Genomic DNA, 19,022 nt, shown 5'->3' on the forward strand with positions numbered 1-19,022 from the left:
GGTTAACTGAAGGTGTGGCGGCTCAACGGCAAGCTGCGGATGCGCTGGCCGGTCAACTGTGCCACCGCATTGATCACCGCCGGTGCCACGGCGGGCAATGGCGGTTCACCGATGCCACCCATCTTTTCGCCGCTCTCGACGATCTTCACGTGGACCTGCGCCATACGCGAGGGCGGCAGGATCGGATACAGGTCGTAGTTACGCGCCCGTGGCATACCGTCCACGTACACCGCTTCCTCCAGCAACGTTTGCGACAGCCCCAAGGCTACCGCGCCGCTGACCTGGGCTTGAATTATCGCCGGGTTGACGATGCTGCCCGGGTCGATGGCCTCCCAGATATGGTGAACCTTGACCTGGCCGTTCTCGATCGACACTTCGGCGACTACCGCCGCGTGAGAGCCAAAGGGCGAAGCCATGGCCACCCCGCGTGCACGGCGCGTGCCGTCTTCGGCGGTGTAGGGGCCACGCTTCCAGCCACCGGACAGCTCGCCCACCGCTTGCAGCAAGGTGGTCAGCCGCGGGTTGTCGCGCAGCAGGTGCAGGCGCAACTCATAAGGGTCGTGACCGCCCTTGTCCGCCAGCTCATCCAGGAATGATTCGTAGAAAAAATCGTTAAGGGAATTACCCACTGAACGCCAGTAGCCGAGCATGGGCGCGCCCTTGACGTAGATCTGCGCAATACGCTTGTTGGGGATCGCATAACTCTTGCCCGACAGGCCCTCCAGGGCGGTGGGGTCGATCTGCTCGCCCTGTTTGCCACTGAGGGCTTCAGTAGGGCCTTCGGTGGCACTCACCGCTTCGATGGCTACCGGCAGGCCCTTGTCGTCCAGTGCGGCACGAAACTTCACCACGGCGAGCGGGCGCAACACATCGCGCAGGAACTCTTCTTCACGGCTCCAGATCAGCTTGATCGGGCGGCCGACCGCCTTGGCCAGCGCGATAGCCTGCGGGTACGGATTAGCCGAGTCATACAGGAAATGCCGACCAAAAAAGCCCCCCAGCAGCGGGGAGTGCAGGGTGATTTGCTCGGTGGCGAGGCCGGTGCGCTTGGCAATGTCGGCGCGGAACATATCCGGCGCCTGGTTGGGCAGCCACACCTCAAGCGTGCCGTCGGGGTTGAAGCGCGCCAAGGCTGAAGGCGGCTCCAGCTGGGCATGGTTGAGGTATTGGTTATGGTAGGTGGCTTCGACCCGAGTCTTGGCGCCAGCCAGGGCGCCGGCGACATCGCCCTGGTTTTCGTCATCGCGGGCCGGGCCCTGCTGGGCGGCGAGGAAGTCGAGGTATTTGTCGCTGGAAAAATCCGCCGGCATCGCCCGTACGGTCGAGTCGGCAGAGGCTTCCTGCCATTCAACCTGGATGGCCTCCACCGCACGCTTGGCGTGCCACCAGCGTTCGGCCACCACCGCCACGGCGCCTGGCAAGGTATGAACCGAATGCACCCCCGGCATGGCCTCGACTTGGGCCTGGTTGCGCAGGCTGCCCACGCTCATGCCCAGGCGCGGCGCGTGCTGGACGGCGGCGTGGAGCATGTTGTCGAGTTTAAGGTCGATGGTGTAAAGCGCCTTGCCGGTGGATTTGTCATAGGCATCCAGGCGTTTGACCGGCTTGCCGATCCAACGGAACTGGCTAGGGTCGCGCAGGGTGATGGTAGCGGGGTCGGGCACCGGCATATCGAGGGCACGACCGGCCAGTTCACCGTAGCCCACGGAGCGGCCGGAAGCGGCGTGTACCACGCGGCCAGGCTGGGTGGTCAGCTCGCTGAGCGGCACGCGCAGTTGCTCGGCGCCGGCCTGCATCAGCATGGCGCGGGCGAGGGCGCCGAGGCGGCGCATGGTCGGGTAGCTCATGCGCACCGACATGCTGCCGCCGGTGATGCGCAGGCCGTTTTCCATTACCACGTAGGCTTCACCCGGGGGGGCGGCTTCGACGATGAAGGTGGCGGGGTCGGCATCCAACTCTTCGCCGATGATCTGTGCCATGGCGGTGTGGGTGCCCTGGCCGCCTTCCATGAAGGGGCTGAGCAGGCGCACGCTACCGTCCGGGCGAATTTCCAGGAACGCCGGCACTTGGGTGCCGCGTTCAGCAGCGCCGGTGGCGGCCTGCACCCGCGACGAGCCCAGGGGCAAGCCAAAGCCGATGACCAGCGCACCTACGGCGGTACTGGCGAGAAAGCGCCGACGCGACAGGTTGATCGGCTCGTCCAATTTAACGCCGGGCAGGATCTCGGACATATTCATCAGGCGGTCTCCTTCCCGGCGGCCAGGCCATCCATGGCAGCATGGATGGCGTTGTAAGTGCCGCAGCGGCACAGGTTGACCATTGCCGCATCGATCTGCGCTTGCGACGGAGCGGGGGTGTGCTTGAGCAGCGCGGTGGCCGCCATCACTTGCCCGGACTGGCAGTAGCCGCACTGCGCCACCTGGTGCTCGACCCAGGCAGAGACCACGCGTTTGCCCACCTCGTCGGCCTCGATGGCTTCGATGGTGGTGATCTCGCGACCGACCACCCCGGCTACCGGCGTCACGCACGAGCGCACCACATTGCCGTCCACCAGCACCGAACAGGCGCCGCACTGGGCCAGGCCGCAGCCGTACTTGGTGCCGGTCAGGCCCAGGTTGTCGCGGATCACCCACAACAACGGCGTGTCTGCCTCGGCCTCGACTTGATAGGCCTTTTGGTTAATACGTAATTCCATGGCTGGCTCACCTGCTGATCATCGGTTGGTGCTGCAAAATTCTTATAGGAGCGGTGCGACTGTACGTCGCCCATCGTCGAACTCTAGACCACCGCGCAACAGCTATCTATGCAATCGACTTCAAGTTCAGAGGATCAGGCAAGAATTCAACAGGATTGGGTCACTGTCCTCTGTAGGAGCGAGCCTTCATCAGCCGCCAGTGAATTGAAACCCGCCTGACAGTTTTTCCTTCAAATACCCCACCAGCACCGTCACGGACCTGGGCACATGGGGCGAGTAGGGCCGAATCAGATAAATTTCATCGGCAAACGCGCCCTTGAGCGTCCAGCCCTTCAACACCTGCACCAGCTTGCCGCTGGCCAGGGCGGCATGGGCGCTGAAGTCCGGCAGCAAGGCGACGCCCAAGTGATTGAGCGCCGCGTCGCGCAAGGCCTCGCTGTTGTTGGTTGAAAAGCTGCCGGCGATGGGCACGGTGGTGCGCTCGATATTTTTGCTGCCGCGCTCGAAGGTCCAGGCCGGTTGGTCGCTGCCCCGAGGGTAGTAAAGGCAGTTGTGGGCGCCCAGGTCTGCCGGGGTTCGCGGTTCACCGTGGCGTTGCAGGTAGTCCTGGGTAGCCACCAGCACTGAGGTGGTATCGCACAGCTTCCACGCCACATGCGTCTCCGGCACCTGGAAACCGTGGCGCACCGCCAGGTCGTAGCCTTCGGCCGCCAGTGAGCTCAAGGCGTCGGACACGTCTAGCTGGATGCGCACTTGCGGGTACTGCTGCAAAAAACCGGAAAGGTGCGGCACCAGTTGTTGCCGGGCAAACGCCACGGGGGCGGTCAGGCGCACCAGGCCGCGAATTTCGCCGACGGAGTCGCGCACCGACGAGAAGCTGCGGGCAATCTGCGCATAGGCACTGCGCACTTCGCGGGTCAAAGACAGCCCGGCTTCGGTCAATCGCACGCTGCGGGTGGTGCGGGTCACCAGGCGCGTACCGGTGGCTTTCTCCAGATCGGAGATGCGCTGGCTGACCGCCGATTTGCTCACCCCCAACCGTGCCGCGGCGGCGGTGTAGGTGCCTTGTTCTTCCAGCACCGACAGCCAGTGGATATGGGTCCACAGCCCTTCGATCTCAGCCTTTTCCATGATTATATTGTTCGCATAAAAGGACAATAAGTTCTGGATTCTGCTCTGGTTTGGAACAAATCAAAAGCCTATCGTGTGTCCCAACGCTACCCACCTGGGATCCATTGCCATGACCACGACCATTGAGCACTACATCAACGACCAGCGCGTGAGCCGCGATGATCGCTATCAGGACGTCTACAACCCGGCCACCGGTGACGTCACCGCGCGCGTGGCCCTGGCCAGCCGCCAGACCGTAGGCGAAGCCGTCGCTGCCGCCCAGGCTGCATTCGCCGGCTGGGCCGACACCCCGCCGATCCGCCGCGCCCGCGTGTTGTTTGAATACCTGCACCTGCTGCGTGAGCGCAAGGATGACTTGGCGCGCATCATTGTCGCCGAGCACGGCAAGGTCTTCACCGACGCCCAGGGCGAAGTCGACCGTGGCATCGACATTCTCGAATTTGCCTGCGGCATTCCCAACCTGCTCAAGGGCGAGCATTCCGACCAGGTCTCCCGTGGCATGGACAACTGGACCATGCGCCAGCCGCTGGGCGTGGTGGCCGGCGTGACGCCATTCAACTTCCCGGTGATGGTGCCGATGTGGATGTACCCGATCGCCATCGCGGCGGGCAACACCTTCATCCTCAAGCCAAGCCCCACCGACCCGAGCGCTTCGTTGTTCATGGCCGAGCTGCTGCGTGAAGCGGGCTTGCCCAAAGGCGTGTTCAACGTGGTGCAGGGCGACAAGGAATCGGTGGATGCGCTGATCGAACACCCGGACGTCAAGGCCGTGAGCTTTGTCGGTTCTACGCCGATTGCCCAGTACATCTATGAGAGCGGCGCCCGCAACGGCAAGCGCGTACAAGGCCTGGGCGGGGCGAAAAACCACATGGTGGTGATGCCCGACGCCGATATCGAGCGCACCGTCGATGCACTGATGGGCGCTGCCTACGGTAGCGCCGGCGAGCGCTGCATGGCCATTTCGGTGGCGGTGCTGGTGGGGGATGTGGGGGATAAGGTCATCGCTGCCTTGAGCGAGCGCGCCAAGACGCTGCGCATTACCGACGGCCGCGACTTGAAAGCCGAGATGGGCCCGATCGTTTCGCGGGCCGCCCTGGAGCGCATCAGCGGCTATATCGAGCAGGGCGTACAGGCCGGCGCGCAATTGTTGCTCGACGGTCGTGACTACGTGCCAACCGAACCCGGCCTGGAAAACGGCTTCTGGCTTGGCGCCACGCTGTTCGACCACGTGACCCAAGACATGAGCATCTACCGCGAAGAAATCTTCGGCCCGGTGCTGGCCTGCGTGCGCGTCAACGATTTCGCCGAAGCGGTGAAGCTGGTCAACGACCACGAGTTTGGCAACGGCGTCAGCTGCTTCACCCGCGACGGCAACATCGCCCGCGAATTCGCCCGGCGCATTGAAGTGGGCATGGTTGGCATCAACGTGCCGATCCCTGTACCGATGGCCTGGCATGGTTTTGGCGGCTGGAAGAAGAGCCTGTTTGGCGACATGCATGCCTACGGCACTGAGGGGGTGCGTTTCTACACCAAGCAGAAGTCGATCATGCAGCGTTGGTCAGAGAGTATTGAACAGGGCGCGGAGTTTGCGATGCCGGTGTCGAAGTAAGGTCTCACGAGCACTGTAAGTCCAAGTGTGGGAGGGGGCTTGCTCCCGATAGCAGAGTGTCAGTCAGTCTCTATGTGACTGAAACACCGCTATCGGGAGCAAGCCCCCTCCCACATTTCGTACGCGTTTGTTCTGAATTGACGCGATGAGCATAAAAGTCCAGTATGGAATTATAAGTACAAAACAGCTGCTGTCCGTTTTTCTTCACTCTTGCCAAACCAACAACAACCCGCGAGAACCCGCTCATGAAGAAACGCCACCTTATTCCCGCCCTGGCCCTGAGTCTGTTCGCTGCCAGCCACCTGCTGGCCGCCGAGAAAACCCTGCGCATCGGCATCGAGGCCGCTTACCCACCGTTTGCGTCCAAGACCGGCGACGGCAAGATCGTCGGCTTCGACTACGACATCGGCAACGCCCTGTGCGCGCAAATGAAGGTCAAGTGCGTGTGGGTTGAAGGTGAGTTCGATGGTTTGATCCCGTCCCTCAAGGTCAAGAAAATCGACCTGGCGCTGTCGTCCATGACCATCAACGAGGACCGCAAGAAGTCGGTGGATTTCACCCACAAATACTACTTCACCTCCTCACGCCTGGTGATGAAGGACGGCGCAGTGGTGGATGACCAGTACGCCAGCCTCAAGGGCAAGAACGTCGGCGTACAGCGCGCCACCACCACCGACCGTTATGCCACCGAGGTGTTCGAACCCAAGGGCATCAACGTCAAGCGCTACAGCAATAACGAAGAGATCTACATGGACCTGGCCGCAGGGCGCCTGGACGCGATTTTTGCTGACACCATCCCCTTGAGTGACTTCCTCTCGATGCCACGCGGCCAGGGTTACGCGTTTGTGGGGCCGGAACTCAAGGATCCGAAATACGTGGGCGAGGGCGCGGGGATTGCGGTGCGCAAGGGCAATGGCGAGTTGGTCAGCGAATTGAATGCGGCCATCGACGGCATTCGTGCCAGTGGTGAATACCAGAAGATTTCACAGCAGTACTTCAAGGCTGATATCTACGGCGACTGATCCAGGGAAATACGCGGTCAATGTGGGAGCTGTCGAGCTCCCACAGGGGGGCGGCGCTGTCTTCAGAAAGGGCTCAACCCTTGAGTTCCTTCAAATGCTTGTAGACCGTCGCCCGCCCCATGCCCAGTACGTTGGCGACATAGTTGGACGCGCTCTTGCCCTTGAACGCGCCTTCGGCGTGTAACGCCAACACCAGTTCACGTTTGTGGTCGCGGGTCAGCAGGTTCAGGCTCAACTGACGCTCACGCAGCCAGCCATGCAGAAAGGTGTTGATGCGCTCCTGCCAATCATCGCGAAACAGCGCGTCCGGCTGGGCGATCAGCTTGCTCGGCGACAGGAACAGATCCAGCGCGGCCTTGGCGTTTTCCAGCAGTGAGATATTCAGGTTGATGCACAGCACGGCCAGCCGGCGTCCGTTGTGGTCGTGCAGCACGGTGCTCAGGCTGCGGATTTTCTGGCCGTCCCAGTTGAGCTTTTCATAAGGCCCGATATTCACTTCACTGACGTCACCGTCGAGCATGTCCTCCAGCGACGAGTCGTCACCCAGGCTGCGTTTGGACAGATTGTTGGCGATGTAATCGACGGTTTGCGTGCGCAGGTCATGCAGGACCACCTCTGCATGGGGAAAGAACAGCGTGGCGATCGCATCGGCAATCGCACGAAAGTTCTGCATGACGTTGTCGTGTTCAGCGGTGTTCATCAAAGGGGCTCCAGGCGGACGGGGGAGAGCATACCAGCGTCCAGCCCGAACTGTACGAGGTGCTCGGGCAGCGGCTCGCCGCGCACCAGTGCAGCGCTGGCCTGGCCCATGGCCGGTGAGGTCTGGATGCCATAACCGCCCTGTGCCGCCACCCAGAACAGCCCCGGTACCTGTGGGTCAAAACCGCTGAGCAAATCCCCATCGGCCACAAAACTGCGCAGGCCGGCCCAGGTGCGCGTCGGGCGGCGGATGGTCAGGGTGGTGGCTTCCTCGATCTGGTAGATGCCCATGGCGATATCCAGCTCTTCGGGTTGCACGTCCTGGGCCTGGACCGGGTCGGCATTGGCGGGCGAGCCGAGGAACATGCCCGCGTCGGGCTTCATGTAGAAGGCTTCGTCAAGGGCCACCAGCATCGGCCAGTCATGGGCATCGACGCCGTCCGGGCCGGCGAAGATAAATGCGGAGCGACGTTTGGGTTGCAAACCGATGGACGCCGCGCCTGCCAGGCCGCCGATATGGTCGGCCCAGGCGCCGGCAGCATTGATGATGACCGGCGCGGTGAAGGTCCCATCCTGGGTACGCACGTGCCACAGGCCGTCGATGTCGCGGCTCAAGCTCAGCACATGGCTGTCGGTGCGCACTTGGCCATTGTTGCGACGGATGCCGCGCAGGTAGCCCTGGTGCAGGGCGTCGGTATCGATGTCGCACGCCGTTGGGTCATAGATTGCGCCGTGGACTTTTTCCCGGCGCAGGATCGGCAAGCGTTTACAGGCCTCGTCGGCGCTCAAGCGTTGCACCTGTGCCACGGTGGCTTTGGCGCTCAGGTATTGACTATCGAGTTCGGCCGGGTCGCCGGTGAAATCGACGGTCATTTCGCCCCGCGGGGTGAGCAGTGGGTGTTCGCAGAAACCTGCTGGCGGCTGGTCGAAAAACGCCCGGCTGGCCAGGGTCAGCGCGCGCACTTGCGGGGTGCCGTATGCAGCGGTGTAGAGCGCCGCCGAGCGCCCCGTGGAGTGATAGGCCGGATGGTTTTCGCGCTCCAGCACCAGCACCTTGGCGTGCTGCGACAACCAGAAGCCGGTGGACGCGCCGGCAATGCCGCCGCCGATGATGATGAAGTCTGCGTGGTGCATGTGAATCTCCTGATTAGCGCTGGCGTTGGTACAGGGCATTGGCCAATGCAATATCTTCCAGGCCCAGGCCGATAGAGCGGAAAAACACATGGCGCTGAGGGTCCGGGCGCTGCGCCATATCGCTGAGCAGTTCGGGCAGGTCGCCGAGTACCGCACGTTTATCCCAGCCGTGCTGTTCGCTGGCAATCAGCATGTCGCCCGCCGCATCCGGGGTGGTCTGGCGATAATCGCAGTACACCTGCATCTGTTCCAGGCACGCCGGAGGCACTTCGTGGGCACGCGGCGCGTTGGTACTGATGGAGGTGATCAGCGCGGGCTTGCTCAGGCGCATCGGGTCGATCACAGGGCCTGCCGATGAGGTGCAGAGCAGAATCACATCGGCGTCTTGCAGCGCGGCATCGCAGCTGGCGGCGAGGCTCAGGCGCGGGTCCAGCGCGTTGAGTTGCGCGCGCGTTTCGGCGCTGGCACTGCCAAGGCTTGGGGAATACAGGCGGATGTGCTGCCAGTCACGCAGGTTTTGCACATAGCGCAGGTGTGCCTGGGCGACCTTGCCGCTGCCGATAATCGCCAGGCGCTGCGCCGACAGCGGCGCCAGCGCGTCGACTGCCAATGCGGTGGTGGCGGCCGTGCGTGCGGTGGTCAATTCAGCGGCATCGCACAACAGCAGCGGCTGGCCGCTGTGCATCGACATCAGCAGGGTCCACGCCGTCACCAGCGGGCCCTGTTCACGCACGATGTAGGGCGAGGTCTTGACGCCATACACGCCATCTTCTGCCAGCACTCCCAGGTAATTGATGAAATCTCCCGCGCCTTGGGGAAACTCCACCCACTGCTGCGCCGGCTGCACCGCCTGCCCGGCGGCGAGCTCGCGAAACAGCTTGCGCAGGATAGCGGGCACGTCGATTTGAGCCAGCAAGGTACGGGCCTGGGCCTGGTCGATGATGAGGGGGGTATTGGACATGGTTGCCTCTGGTTAAACTTATTTGTCCATTATGGACAAATAGTTTTTGCGCGCAATGACCCAAGGAAAAATCAGTCCCAGTAACGGTGTCTAATCCCGATTTTGGAATGTAGACGAATGTGGGAAGGGGCTTGCCCCCGATGGCGACGGGTCAGTCACAGATGTGCTTACTGACACTCCCTCATCGGGGGCAAGTCGAATCGTCGCACCGCCCCTCCCACAGTGTTTAACCGCGTTTAGGCAGGCGCCTTTGTGTTGGTCAGGCACTCGATTGAGCGATCAACCGTGGTCTTGGCAATTTCGAGCAAATGCCACACCGCCAGGATCTTCGCCCGTTCGGGGCTTTGCAGGAGCTCGCCGCAATCCAGGGCGGTGGCTGATGCGCTGTCGAGCAAACTGGCGGTGTAGAGCAGGGCGTCTTCGAAGCTCAGGTCTTCATTGAGGCAATGGAAGCCCTGGGTGGGCAGGTAGTGGTCGATGGCGCGGTTGAAAGCGGCGCGGTCTTTTGCGGGATCGATGGGTGGGTCGGGTAGGACTTTGTTCATGGTGTAGTTCCTGTCTGAATATCAAGGAGCTGACACGTTTCGCGACTAAACGAAGGTGGCGGCTGTACGCAGGTTAGTCGACCGGTCAGAACAGGAACCCGGCGCGCCCGAGGGCGCCCTGCGCACAGCCACCATAAAGCCTCATGGGAGCATGCGCCTGTTCTAAAGCCGGGCGACTAAACCCGATCACTGATTTGGCAGTGACGGAGCGCAGACTAGCCCCCGATTCCAGCAGGCACAAGGCGGCAGGGATTGTCTAGGAAATGTCCTGCAATTTAAAGAGACACGCCTTGCTGGCCCTTTAAAAACCATGACCAAATGCCACTCATCCTAACGTTGAAATGCAGACAAATGTGGGAGGGGGCTTGCTCCCGATGCGGCGGGTCAGTCACAGATGTGCTTCTGACACTCCCTCATCGGAAGCAAGTCCCCTCCCACCGTTTTAACCGCGTTTGGGCTGTGGCTTTTGTGCCGGTCAGGCACTCGATCGAGCGATCAGCTGTGGTCTTGGCAATCTTCTCTGACCGTTTACAGATCAAAGGGCTATTGCTTGCCCGCCATATTTCGAATCGTCCATGGCCAAGTGTGCAAGTGCAGCCTATTGGCTTGCTTCGTAAAGAGGAACTTGGCACGCTCATTCAGGGTTCGAATCAAGCTAAATACTTCATAAGGAAGCATTACGTTGAGCTGGGAAAAAATTGGAAAATTTTTGGTGGGGTTGCTGGGGGCATTGGCATCCGCGACGCTGATTTATGTGGCTTTTAAGAACGACACTAAACTTGAAGCAGATCTGTCCTACCGTTATCAGCAGGCGCCTCGTCAACTCTCTGAGCGCTTAGACGGTATGGTTGAAAAGCTCAAGTATACCAACCTGTATGATGGCATCAAGAGTATCGCCAATGGTGCGCTCAACCATGAGCAAATAGATAAGATAGTTGACATGAGTCAGTCCCCTTATCTTTCTATATTCAATACGCCTTTCGAAAATGGGCTTGATAATTATCCGGTGAGATTGCTTATTCATCTAAAGAACACCGGCAGTAAGGTCGTCAAGGACGTGCACATCAAGCTACCTGCCAAAGGATTGGTACAAATCAGAGATGATTCGCGTAGCGACACGGTGAAGCCCGAGCCGGTCAGCAGTGTGGTGATTCCATCGATTGTGCAAAACGGTGAGTATCTGCTCTGGATTTACTTCAAAGGTGACTTGAACACGCTAAGGGATCAGGGCGTCTACATCGGTTATGGCGACGGTGTAGCGAAGATTCGGGTGTACGAGCAAGTTATAGGACTTGACGCGGGAGTGGCCCGCTACAGCGTTGAGCTGTTGGGCGCTTTGGTACTATTTGCGTACCTTTTGCTGGTGGCCGGTTACGCTCTGTGGGTCGCCTATAAAAGCGATCACGAACCTGAGTAAAGTCCGAATCATCGTCCAAGCGATGATTGATCGCTTGGATAAGGAGACAACGCCTTCCCTTGCTCAGCGCCTTCCAGCCCGCGTACTCACATCCACCCACACCGCCACTACCAAAATGCTGCCCTTGACGATCATCTGCCAGTAACTGTCCACGTCGAGCATCGACATGCCGTTATCCAGGCTGGTAATCACCAATGCTCCGAGCAACGCGCCATACACCGTGCCCGAGCCACCGCGCATCGAGGTGCCGCCAATAAAACATGCGGCGATGGCGTCGAGTTCGCCCATGTTGCCCGCCGACGGTGACCCGGCGGCGAGGCGGGCGGTGTTGACCAGACCGGCGAGGGCGCACATCACGCCCATGATGCCGAAGATCCACAGTTTCACCGCTTGCACATTGATGCCCGACAGGCGCGTGGCTTCCATATTGCTGCCCACCGCATAGACGCGGCGGCCGAACACGGTCTGGCGAGTGACGTAGCTGAAAACGCCGAGCAGCACCAGTAACAACAGCACCGGTACTGGAATGCCGTCGTAGCGGTTCAGCGTGGTGACAAACCCGGCGAGCACCGCACCGATCAGCACCACGCGCAATCCATCACGCATCAGCGAGTGCGCGGCCAAACCATGCAGCGCGCGGTTGCGCCGTTGTTTCCAGGTGAGGAATACCGTCAGGGCAAACAGCAACACCCCGAGCCCGATACCGACGGTGTGGGGCAAATACCCCTGGCCCACATACACCAGCGACGGCGACACCGGTGCAATGGTGGTGCCGCCGGTAATCCCCAGCAAAATCCCGCGAAACGCCAGCATCCCGCCCAGGCCGACGATAAACGAGGGAATGCGCAGATAGGCGGTCATGTAACCGTTGGCCAGGCCGATCATCAACCCGCACAGCGCCACCAGGCTGAGGTTGGCCAGCAGCGGTACGTGATAGACCACGTCCAGAATCGCCGCCAGCCCGCCCAACAGTCCGAGCAACGAACCCACCGACAAATCGATCTCGCCGCTGATAATCACCAGCACCATACCGCACGCCAATATGCCGGTGATCGACATCTGCCGCAGCAGGTTGGACAAGTTGCGCGGCGTGACGAAGCCGCCCTCGGTCTGCCAACTGAAAAACAGCCAGATGAACGCCACCGCGATCACCAGGGCGAGCATTTTGTAGCGGGTGAAAAGCTGTTTGACCTGATTCATCTACGCGGTCTTCCGATTATTAGGGTGTTGGCTGAGCGCAGCGGCGAGCAGCTGTTCCTGGGTAAGCCCCTCGTTGATGAAGTCACCGCGCAGTTGGCCGTCGCCGATTACCAGCACGCGGTTGGATACGCCGAGCACTTCGGCCAGCTCCGAGGAAACCATGATGATCGACACACCTTCGGCCGCCAGCGCGCCCATCAGTTTGTAGATCTCATACTTGGCGCCCACATCCACCCCACGTGTGGGTTCGTCGAGGATCAGCACCTTGGGCTTGGCCATCAGCATTTTCGCGAGCACGGCCTTTTGCTGATTGCCGCCGGACAGGCTGGTGATCGGCAGCAACGGGCTGGCGGTCTTGAGGTGCATACGTGCGATTTGCTGGTCGATGCTGCCCAGTTCGGCCTCAGCGTCGATGCGGCTCAGGTGCGCATAGGTGTCGAGCACAGCCAGGGTGATGTTATGGCCGACGCCCAGGTCGGGAATGATGCCTTGGCGCTTGCGGTCTTCGGGCACCATGCACAACCCGGCGCGGATCGATTTGAGCGGCGTGCGCGTATCGACGATTTGGCCGTCCAGCCACACCTGCGCGCTGTAGCGTCCGGGGTAGGCGCCGAACAGTGCCGACACCAGTTCGGTGCGCCCGGCGCCCACGAGCCCTGCAATGCCGAGGATTTCGCCGCGCTTGAGCACAAACGAAATATCGTCGACGCGCTTGCGCTTGGGGTTGTCGACGTCGTAGCAGGTGACGTTGCGCGCTTCAAAAATCACCTCGCCCACTGCATGTGGCTCGGTGGGGTAGAGGTTGCTCATTTCGCGGCCGACCATTTGGGTGATGATCTGTGCGATGTCCATGTCCGCCATGGCGGTGGTCGCGATGTGCTTGCCGTCGCGGATCACTGCGATGGTGTCGCACACCGCCGCCACTTCATCGAGCTTGTGCGAGATATACACGCAGGCCACGCCCTTGGCCTTGAGGCCCTGGATGATGTCCAGCAGCACTTCGATTTCCGAGCGGGTCAGGGCTGAGGACGGCTCGTCAAGGATCAACAGGCGCGCTTGCTTGTTGAGGGCCTTGGCGATTTCCACCAGTTGCTGGTAGCCGCCGCCGTACTGCGACACTGGCAGCGCCACGTTCATGTCCGGCACCTTGAGTTCGCGCATCAAGGCTTCGGCCCGTTGCAGCATCGCCGGGTAGTTCATGCGCCCGCCGGGCAGGGTCAGCTCGTGGCCCATGAAGATGTTTTCGGCCACCGACAGGTCGGGCACCAGGGTCAGTTCCTGGTGAATGATGACGATGCCGGCGGCCTCGGTTTCGCGAATGGACTGGGCCTTGAGCGGTTGCCCGTCCCAGAGGATTTCGCCCTCCCAGGTGCCGTAGGGATAGACCGCCGACAGCACCTTCATCAAGGTGGATTTACCGGCACCGTTCTCACCGCACAGCCCGACGCATTCTCCCGGGCGTACCTTGATATCGATGCCATTGAGGGCGTTGACACCGCCAAAGCTTTTGACGATGCCGTTCATTTGCAGCAGGTAGTCGGCGGCCATGGCGGTCATTGCCCGCCGATCTGCTCTTTGGTGTAGAACCCATCCTTCTCCAGCACGTCGATATTGGCTTTGGTCAGCGGTGTTGGGGTGAGCAGGATGGTGTCGACTTTCTTGCTGCCGTTGTCGTACTGCGAGCTATAGGTCGGCTTTTCGCTGCGCGCCAGTTGCACCGAGAGTTTGGCGGCTTCGGTGGCGATCAGCTTGAGCGGCTTGTAGACGGTCATGGTCTGGGTGCCGTCGATCACGCGCTTGATTGCCGCAAGGTCAGCGTCCTGGCCGGAGATCGGCACCTTGCCCGCCAGCTTCTGTGCGGCCAGGGCCTGGATCGCGCCGCCGGCGGTGGCGTCGTTGGAGGCAACGATGGCATCGATCTTGTTGTCATTACGGGTCAGGGCGTTTTCGACAATGCTCAAGGCTTCGGTAGGGTTCCACTCCTTGACCCACTGCTGGCCGACAATCCTGATGTCGCCCTTGTCGATAGCCGGTTGCAGCACCTTCATCTGGCCTTCGCGCAGCACCTTGGCGTTGTTGTCCGTCGGTGCGCCGCCGAGCAGGAAGTAATTGCCCTTGGGCGCCGCTTGCAGCACGCCGTTGGCCTGCATCTCACCGACTTTTTCGTTATCAAACGAGATGTACGCGTCGATGTCTGCGTTGAGGATCAGGCGGTCGTAAGACACCACTTTGATCCCGGCCTTCTTGGCTTCGGCTACGGCGTTGGTCAGCACCGTGGCGTTGAACGGCACGATCACGATCACATCGACGCCACGGGAGATCAGGTTTTCGATTTGCGAGATTTGCTTTTGCTCGTTGGCATCAGCGGACTGCACGAAGACCTTGGCATCAAGTTTTTCTGCGGCGGCGACGAAGTAATCGCGGTCGCGGGACCAGCGCTCCAGGCGCAAGTCATCGATGGAAAAACCGATTTTCGGATGGGCCGGATCGGCCATCACCGGCAAGGCGAGCAGGGCCAGGGCAGTGGCGAGCAGGGTGCGTTTGAATGACTTCATGGTGGTGCGTCCTTTTATTGTTGTTGGAAAGACACTAGGTGAAGACTCTCATTGTGGCGCGAGAGCTTGCTCCCTAGCCACAGGACACTCAGGTGTAGATAAACCGATTCACAAGGCCCTCAAGCATCTCCTGTCGGCCACTCACGGCCTGCGGATTCAGTTCGTGGGCAAACGCATGTTCAGCCAGTGATTCCAGGCTGAACTCACCCGCCAGCACCGCCTGGCCCAATGGCTGGTTCCACCCGGCGTAACGCTGGTCCTTGAATTGCTGCAACGTGTCGTTCTGCACCATCGCCGCCGCACGTTCCAGGGCCAGCGCCAGCACATCCATGGCTGCCACATGCCCGTGGAACAGGTCCACCTCGTCCAGGCTCTGGCGGCGCACCTTGGAATCGAAATTGTAGCCACCGTTCTTGAAGCCTCCGGCCTTGAGGATTTCATAGGTGGCCAGGGTCATTTCTTCGACGCTGTTGGGGAATTGGTCGGTGTCCCAGCCGTTCTGCGGGTCGCCGCGGTTGGCGTCGATGCTGCCGAAGATCCCGAGGGACACGGCCGTGGCAATTTCATGATGAAAACTGTGCCCGGCCAGCGTCGCGTGGTTGGCCTCGATGTTCACCTTGATTTCGTTCTCCAGGCCGTACTCATGCAGGAAGCCGAACACCGTAGCGCTGTCGTAATCGTACTGGTGCTTGGTAGGCTCCTGGGGTTTTGGCTCGATCAACAGGTCACCCGTAAAGCCGATCTTGTGCTTGTGCTCCACCACCATGCGCATAAACCGGCCGAGCTGCTCTCGCTCACGCTTGAGGTCGGTGTTGAGCAGGGTTTCATAACCTTCACGGCCGCCCCATAGCACGTAGTTGGCACCCTTGAGACGCAGCGTGGCATTCATCGCACTGAACACTTGCGCGGCGGCGTAGGCAAACACCTCCGGGTCGGGATTGCTCGCGGCCCCGGCGGCAAAGCGCGGGTTGCTGAAGCAATTGGCGGTGCCCCACAGCAGCTTGATGCCGGTCTGTTCCTGATGGCGCTCCAGGTGATCGACCATCTGTGCGAAATGGTTGCGGTACTCCTTGAGCGAGCTGCCTTCCGGCGCTACGTCGGTGTCGTGAAAGCTGTAGTAGTCGATGCCCAATTTGGAGAAAAACTCAAAGGCCGCCTCCGCTTTGCTGATTGCCACCTCCATCGGATCGCCATTGCGCTGCCATGGGCGTTTGAACGTACCCATGCCAAACATATCCGCCCCCGGCCACACAAAGGTATGCCAGTAACAGGCGGCCATGCGCAGGTGTTCGCGCATGGGTTTGCCGAGGATCAGTTTGTTGGCGTCGTAATGGCGAAAGGCGAGGGGGGATGCGCTGGCAGGGCCTTCGAAGCGAACCTTGTCGACACCGGGGAAATACGGCATGGCGGTTTCCTTATTGTTCTGGGCGGTGTCTGGATACTAGCAACGGCGCCTTGGCCGCTGATTATGAAAATCACCAAAGGGGAGTGCGATTTTGAGTGAATGGCTCAGAACGGCTCAGGGAGTACAGGATTAAAGGAAACGTCTGACTTTACGTTGGGGATATGCCTCTTCAAAGTTTGGGGTGTCAGCTAAAACCAACCATTAAGGAAGAAACTATGAGCGCATCGCACTCCTTGCTGTTTACCAATGATGTGACGCCTGGATTATTAAACCAATTAGATAGCCCACCATTTACGGAGCAGCAATTATCCACCTTTGATGAGTGCGCTTTACAGGTCGTTAAAGATCAGCAGACTTATTGCATCGCTCACCCGCCCATTGCTATTTACCGAGTCGCTGCCGAAGGCAGTCAGACCCGTAACGGTGGTGTCATCAAGCACACCGCTTCGGCATTTGAATTTCGATTGGCGGATGGTTCGCAAATACGCGGTGCGCACAAGGGGGATTGTGTGGAATACCCCGACGGAACTCAAGCGCTTATTGTGACCGGCTCGGGCGAAGCAAATAGCAATCTCGCGTTGGTAAGCAGTTATCTCAGTAACGGTGATCAGATCATTAATACACCTCAGGACTCGTTAGTCTTTATCGAACGTCATGGCGTACCACTGGCAGAAGACTTCCTACCCACTATTGAGTGATGAACCGGCCAGGGCGCAACGCCCTATTGAGAACATGCTGGTTCATTCGAAATGAATTTAAGGGAACACAATGAGCATAGGTTATTTCATCGGCCTGGGTGATAAAACCACCTGTGGCGGCAAAGTGCTGGACGGTGACAGTCGCATCAACTTGTATGGCCTCCTTCACGCGCGTGAAGGTGATCGCGTCAGCTGTGGCAAAGATGGCAAAACCTATAAGATCGTCGGCGGCATTTACTACATGAACAGTCACGGCAAGCTGATGGCCGGCACGCTGGACAGCCATAGTGACTGCCCGTGCAAAGCCCGGCTGATTCCCTCGGTTTTTACAGCTACCTATGAAAGCCGAAACACCGCACTGCAAGTCACCCGTAGTGCAGCAGAACCGGCCCGAACAACGGCCAGCAGCAACTCAGTTGCGCACACCCCCTCAAGCAATTTGCCCCTGGCTATATTCCCCGGCCTGCAAAGCCAGGAGCCAGGTTTTTATATCGCGCCCGAAAGCATGACCCGCGAAGCATTGGAGGCCTCGCTGTTTCCGGCTCGCGACCTGGTGGTGATGCGCAAGTTTCAATCCTTGAACCCCAATAAAGGCCATGTCAAAGCCGGCTCAATGATCGTGCTCAGCGATCCGAGCAATACCTCCTGCACCTATCAGGAAGCGCAGCTGATGCAGGCTGCTCGACACGTCGATGCGTCCTTGGATGCCCTGACGCCAGACGAGGCCGACTTTCTGTATCGTCATGGCGCCGAGATCGCAGGCTTTATCGGTCATACCTCAACCTGGCTCGGCGTGAGTGCGGTGGTGATGGAGAAGCACCTGAGTAATCTGCGCGACACACTCCAGGCGATGGAGCGCCTGCACCAGGAAAGCTATCGGCAGCACGGCCATCTTAGATCTCCGCAGTTCTTTGCTGATCGTCAGCGGCTGATGAACCAGCTGGATGCCCATTTGCTCAACTCCACGCGCCTGCGCGGCCAAACAACCCTAGGCGATCACCCGAAGTTGAAAACGGCCCTGGGTATATCAAGTCGTAGCTTGGTGCATCACTGGGACAAGGCGGGCGGGCCGGGGCAGATTCCGGGGTATGCCGCTCATGTGGAGGCGGTTAGTCGTGCCACGAAGTATATGAAGGCAGGTGGTTACATCGGGATTGGTCTTGGCGGTGTATCTTCGTTGTTGGCAATTCAGCAGGTGTGTAATGGGGATTCTGGGGCAGCGTGTAAAAAGATTAAGTTTACTGAAGGGGGGAAATTTGGCCTTTCTACTGTCGGTGGTGCTTGGGGTGGCAGGATAGGTTTACAGGCTAGTGGTCCTGTCTGCCTGGCGCTAGGTATCTCCACAGGTATAGGAGGTGTTATTTGTGCCGCGGCACTGATAGGAACTGGTGCATGGGTGGGCACGACTGCAGGTGGGATGGGAGGGGAACTAGGTGGAGAAATTCTGTACGAGAAAACTGCACCATGACTGAGGAGGAATTCTGGAAGTCCTGGTTCGCTTTTTGGATTGTTGGCGGTGGCCCTTTTTTGCTTGGAATTATAAGCATTGGATACACGTTGTATCTGAGCCGCTGTCACTTGGACGCCATGAAGGACGCGTTGAAGAACAGCCGTTACATTTACTTATGGGGACCGAGTTTGGGGCGGCGGGGTGTGATTTGGTCCCTGTTGGAGATAGCGAAAATCGCAGGAATGGTGACGTGGTCGAAGGCGTATATCCGAATTGGAGATATAAACGCTGCTGATCTTGAAAGCTTTCCACCTTACCTAAAGCGTCTGCTGGTTATCGATACAGCTATGAAAATCATTGGTTTTACTTGGCTTGTCACCGTAGCTGTACTACTGAAGTTTAAGTAGTTTGAGGGAGCGAGAAAACCTCGGAACGGGCCTCACGCGAGGCCCGATATGCCCAGACAGTTTCCGGGATGTTAAATCTAGCTAGGTGTGCCGT

General features: G+C 59.7%; 17 protein-coding genes. 6 read left to right on the forward strand and 11 right to left on the reverse strand.

The features are described from left to right. Positions 1-2: 2 nt before the first annotated feature. From E4P01_RS14845 to E4P01_RS14855, 3 genes are all read right to left on the reverse strand, one after another. Positions 3-2,237, reverse strand: coding sequence for a xanthine dehydrogenase family protein molybdopterin-binding subunit (locus E4P01_RS14845; RefSeq protein ID WP_103735315.1), 2,235 nt, complete (start codon positions 2,235-2,237; stop codon positions 3-5). Then, positions 2,237-2,695 carry a (2Fe-2S)-binding protein gene (locus E4P01_RS14850; protein ID WP_078821018.1) on the reverse strand — a complete coding sequence of 153 codons (459 nt, stop codon included), beginning with the start codon at positions 2,693-2,695 and terminating at the stop codon, positions 2,237-2,239. Before E4P01_RS14850 ends, E4P01_RS14845 begins: the two co-directional genes overlap by 1 nt. Positions 2,696-2,884: 189 nt before the next feature. Then, complete coding sequence (locus E4P01_RS14855; RefSeq protein ID WP_216091163.1) at positions 2,885-3,826, reverse strand: LysR family transcriptional regulator; 942 nt, start codon at positions 3,824-3,826, stop codon at positions 2,885-2,887. Between the two features lie 109 nt (positions 3,827-3,935). On the opposite strand from E4P01_RS14855, the gene E4P01_RS14860 reads away from it, so the two are divergent. Beyond that, the gene (locus E4P01_RS14860) at positions 3,936-5,435 is read left to right on the forward strand and encodes a CoA-acylating methylmalonate-semialdehyde dehydrogenase (protein WP_032876565.1); all 1,500 of its coding nucleotides are present in this window, start codon (positions 3,936-3,938) and stop codon (positions 5,433-5,435) included. A 245-nt stretch (positions 5,436-5,680) separates the two neighbouring features. Next, positions 5,681-6,457 (forward strand): ABC transporter substrate-binding protein, encoded by a 777-nt coding sequence (locus tag E4P01_RS14865; protein WP_032876562.1) that lies wholly within the window; start codon positions 5,681-5,683, stop codon positions 6,455-6,457. A gap of 73 nt (positions 6,458-6,530) precedes the next feature. Here E4P01_RS14865 and E4P01_RS14870 read toward each other — a convergent pair whose 3' ends face one another. The 4 genes from E4P01_RS14870 to E4P01_RS14885 all read right to left on the reverse strand — a co-directional run bounded on the left by E4P01_RS14870 (position 6,531) and on the right by E4P01_RS14885 (position 9,796). After that, positions 6,531-7,157, reverse strand: a complete 627-nt coding sequence (locus tag E4P01_RS14870; RefSeq protein WP_005787407.1) for a PAS domain-containing protein — start codon at positions 7,155-7,157, stop codon at positions 6,531-6,533. Next, positions 7,157-8,290 (reverse strand): FAD-binding oxidoreductase, encoded by a 1,134-nt coding sequence (locus tag E4P01_RS14875; protein ID WP_216091164.1) that lies wholly within the window; start codon positions 8,288-8,290, stop codon positions 7,157-7,159. Before E4P01_RS14875 ends, E4P01_RS14870 begins: the two co-directional genes overlap by 1 nt. A 13-nt stretch (positions 8,291-8,303) precedes the next feature. Beyond that, complete coding sequence (locus E4P01_RS14880; RefSeq protein ID WP_216091165.1) at positions 8,304-9,251, reverse strand: ornithine cyclodeaminase family protein; 948 nt, start codon at positions 9,249-9,251, stop codon at positions 8,304-8,306. Positions 9,252-9,487: 236 nt separating this feature from the next. Then, positions 9,488-9,796, reverse strand: coding sequence for a hypothetical protein (locus tag E4P01_RS14885; protein ID WP_078821021.1), 309 nt, complete (start codon positions 9,794-9,796; stop codon positions 9,488-9,490). A 682-nt stretch (positions 9,797-10,478) separates the two neighbouring features. On the opposite strand from E4P01_RS14885, the gene E4P01_RS14890 reads away from it, so the two are divergent. Next, positions 10,479-11,213 (forward strand): hypothetical protein, encoded by a 735-nt coding sequence (locus tag E4P01_RS14890; protein ID WP_078821022.1) that lies wholly within the window; start codon positions 10,479-10,481, stop codon positions 11,211-11,213. A 63-nt stretch (positions 11,214-11,276) separates the two neighbouring features. Here the strand turns inward: E4P01_RS14890 and E4P01_RS14895 are convergent, their stop codons facing one another. From E4P01_RS14895 to xylA, 4 genes are all read right to left on the reverse strand, one after another. After that, entirely contained in the window at positions 11,277-12,413 is a 1,137-nt protein-coding gene (locus tag E4P01_RS14895; RefSeq protein WP_078821023.1) for a sugar ABC transporter permease, read from the reverse strand. After that, on the reverse strand, positions 12,414-13,970 hold the full coding sequence (xylG, locus tag E4P01_RS14900) for a D-xylose ABC transporter ATP-binding protein (protein WP_216091166.1): 1,557 nt from the start codon (positions 13,968-13,970) through the stop codon (positions 12,414-12,416). Beyond that, positions 13,967-14,968 (reverse strand): D-xylose ABC transporter substrate-binding protein, encoded by a 1,002-nt coding sequence (gene xylF, locus E4P01_RS14905; RefSeq protein ID WP_216091167.1) that lies wholly within the window; start codon positions 14,966-14,968, stop codon positions 13,967-13,969. Before xylF ends, xylG begins: the two co-directional genes overlap by 4 nt. An 88-nt stretch (positions 14,969-15,056) precedes the next feature. Continuing rightward, the gene (gene xylA, locus E4P01_RS14910) at positions 15,057-16,373 is read right to left on the reverse strand and encodes a xylose isomerase (protein WP_216091168.1); all 1,317 of its coding nucleotides are present in this window, start codon (positions 16,371-16,373) and stop codon (positions 15,057-15,059) included. 215 nt (positions 16,374-16,588) lie between these two features. Between xylA and E4P01_RS14915 the strand changes: the two genes are divergently transcribed. The 3 genes from E4P01_RS14915 to E4P01_RS14925 all read left to right on the forward strand — a co-directional run bounded on the left by E4P01_RS14915 (position 16,589) and on the right by E4P01_RS14925 (position 18,928). Next, a complete protein-coding gene (locus tag E4P01_RS14915) occupies positions 16,589-17,071 on the forward strand; it encodes a hypothetical protein (RefSeq protein WP_216091169.1) in 483 nt (160 codons plus the stop codon). Positions 17,072-17,141: 70 nt separating this feature from the next. Further along, positions 17,142-18,539, forward strand: a complete 1,398-nt coding sequence (locus E4P01_RS14920) for a PAAR domain-containing protein (RefSeq protein WP_216091170.1) — start codon at positions 17,142-17,144, stop codon at positions 18,537-18,539. Further along, positions 18,536-18,928 (forward strand): hypothetical protein, encoded by a 393-nt coding sequence (locus E4P01_RS14925; RefSeq protein ID WP_216091171.1) that lies wholly within the window; start codon positions 18,536-18,538, stop codon positions 18,926-18,928. Before E4P01_RS14920 ends, E4P01_RS14925 begins: the two co-directional genes overlap by 4 nt. Positions 18,929-19,022 lie beyond the last annotated feature (94 nt).

It is taken from the genome of Pseudomonas sp. NCIMB 10586 (assembly GCF_023127895.1).
Taxonomy (GTDB): domain Bacteria; phylum Pseudomonadota; class Gammaproteobacteria; order Pseudomonadales; family Pseudomonadaceae; genus Aquipseudomonas; species Aquipseudomonas synxantha_A.

Excerpts from the sequence above, each read along its gene's own strand:
- xylG (WP_216091166.1), bottom strand. The coding sequence starts at position 13,970 with ATGACCGCCATGGCCGCCGACTACCTGCTGCAAATGAACGGCATCGTC.
- E4P01_RS14885 (WP_078821021.1), bottom strand. The coding sequence starts at position 9,796 with ATGAACAAAGTCCTACCCGACCCACCCATCGATCCCGCAAAAGACCGC.
- E4P01_RS14845 (WP_103735315.1), bottom strand. The coding sequence starts at position 2,237 with ATGAATATGTCCGAGATCCTGCCCGGCGTTAAATTGGACGAGCCGATC.
- E4P01_RS14895 (WP_078821023.1), bottom strand. The coding sequence starts at position 12,413 with ATGAATCAGGTCAAACAGCTTTTCACCCGCTACAAAATGCTCGCCCTG.
- E4P01_RS14915 (WP_216091169.1), top strand. The coding sequence starts at position 16,589 with ATGAGCGCATCGCACTCCTTGCTGTTTACCAATGATGTGACGCCTGGA.
- E4P01_RS14865 (WP_032876562.1), top strand. The coding sequence starts at position 5,681 with ATGAAGAAACGCCACCTTATTCCCGCCCTGGCCCTGAGTCTGTTCGCT.
- E4P01_RS14880 (WP_216091165.1), bottom strand. The coding sequence starts at position 9,251 with ATGTCCAATACCCCCCTCATCATCGACCAGGCCCAGGCCCGTACCTTG.
- xylF (WP_216091167.1), bottom strand. The coding sequence starts at position 14,968 with ATGAAGTCATTCAAACGCACCCTGCTCGCCACTGCCCTGGCCCTGCTC.
- xylA (WP_216091168.1), bottom strand. The coding sequence starts at position 16,373 with ATGCCGTATTTCCCCGGTGTCGACAAGGTTCGCTTCGAAGGCCCTGCC.
- E4P01_RS14870 (WP_005787407.1), bottom strand. The coding sequence starts at position 7,157 with ATGAACACCGCTGAACACGACAACGTCATGCAGAACTTTCGTGCGATT.
- E4P01_RS14860 (WP_032876565.1), top strand. The coding sequence starts at position 3,936 with ATGACCACGACCATTGAGCACTACATCAACGACCAGCGCGTGAGCCGC.
- E4P01_RS14920 (WP_216091170.1), top strand. The coding sequence starts at position 17,142 with ATGAGCATAGGTTATTTCATCGGCCTGGGTGATAAAACCACCTGTGGC.
- E4P01_RS14855 (WP_216091163.1), bottom strand. The coding sequence starts at position 3,826 with ATGGAAAAGGCTGAGATCGAAGGGCTGTGGACCCATATCCACTGGCTG.
- E4P01_RS14850 (WP_078821018.1), bottom strand. The coding sequence starts at position 2,695 with ATGGAATTACGTATTAACCAAAAGGCCTATCAAGTCGAGGCCGAGGCA.
- E4P01_RS14875 (WP_216091164.1), bottom strand. The coding sequence starts at position 8,290 with ATGCACCACGCAGACTTCATCATCATCGGCGGCGGCATTGCCGGCGCG.
- E4P01_RS14925 (WP_216091171.1), top strand. The coding sequence starts at position 18,536 with ATGACTGAGGAGGAATTCTGGAAGTCCTGGTTCGCTTTTTGGATTGTT.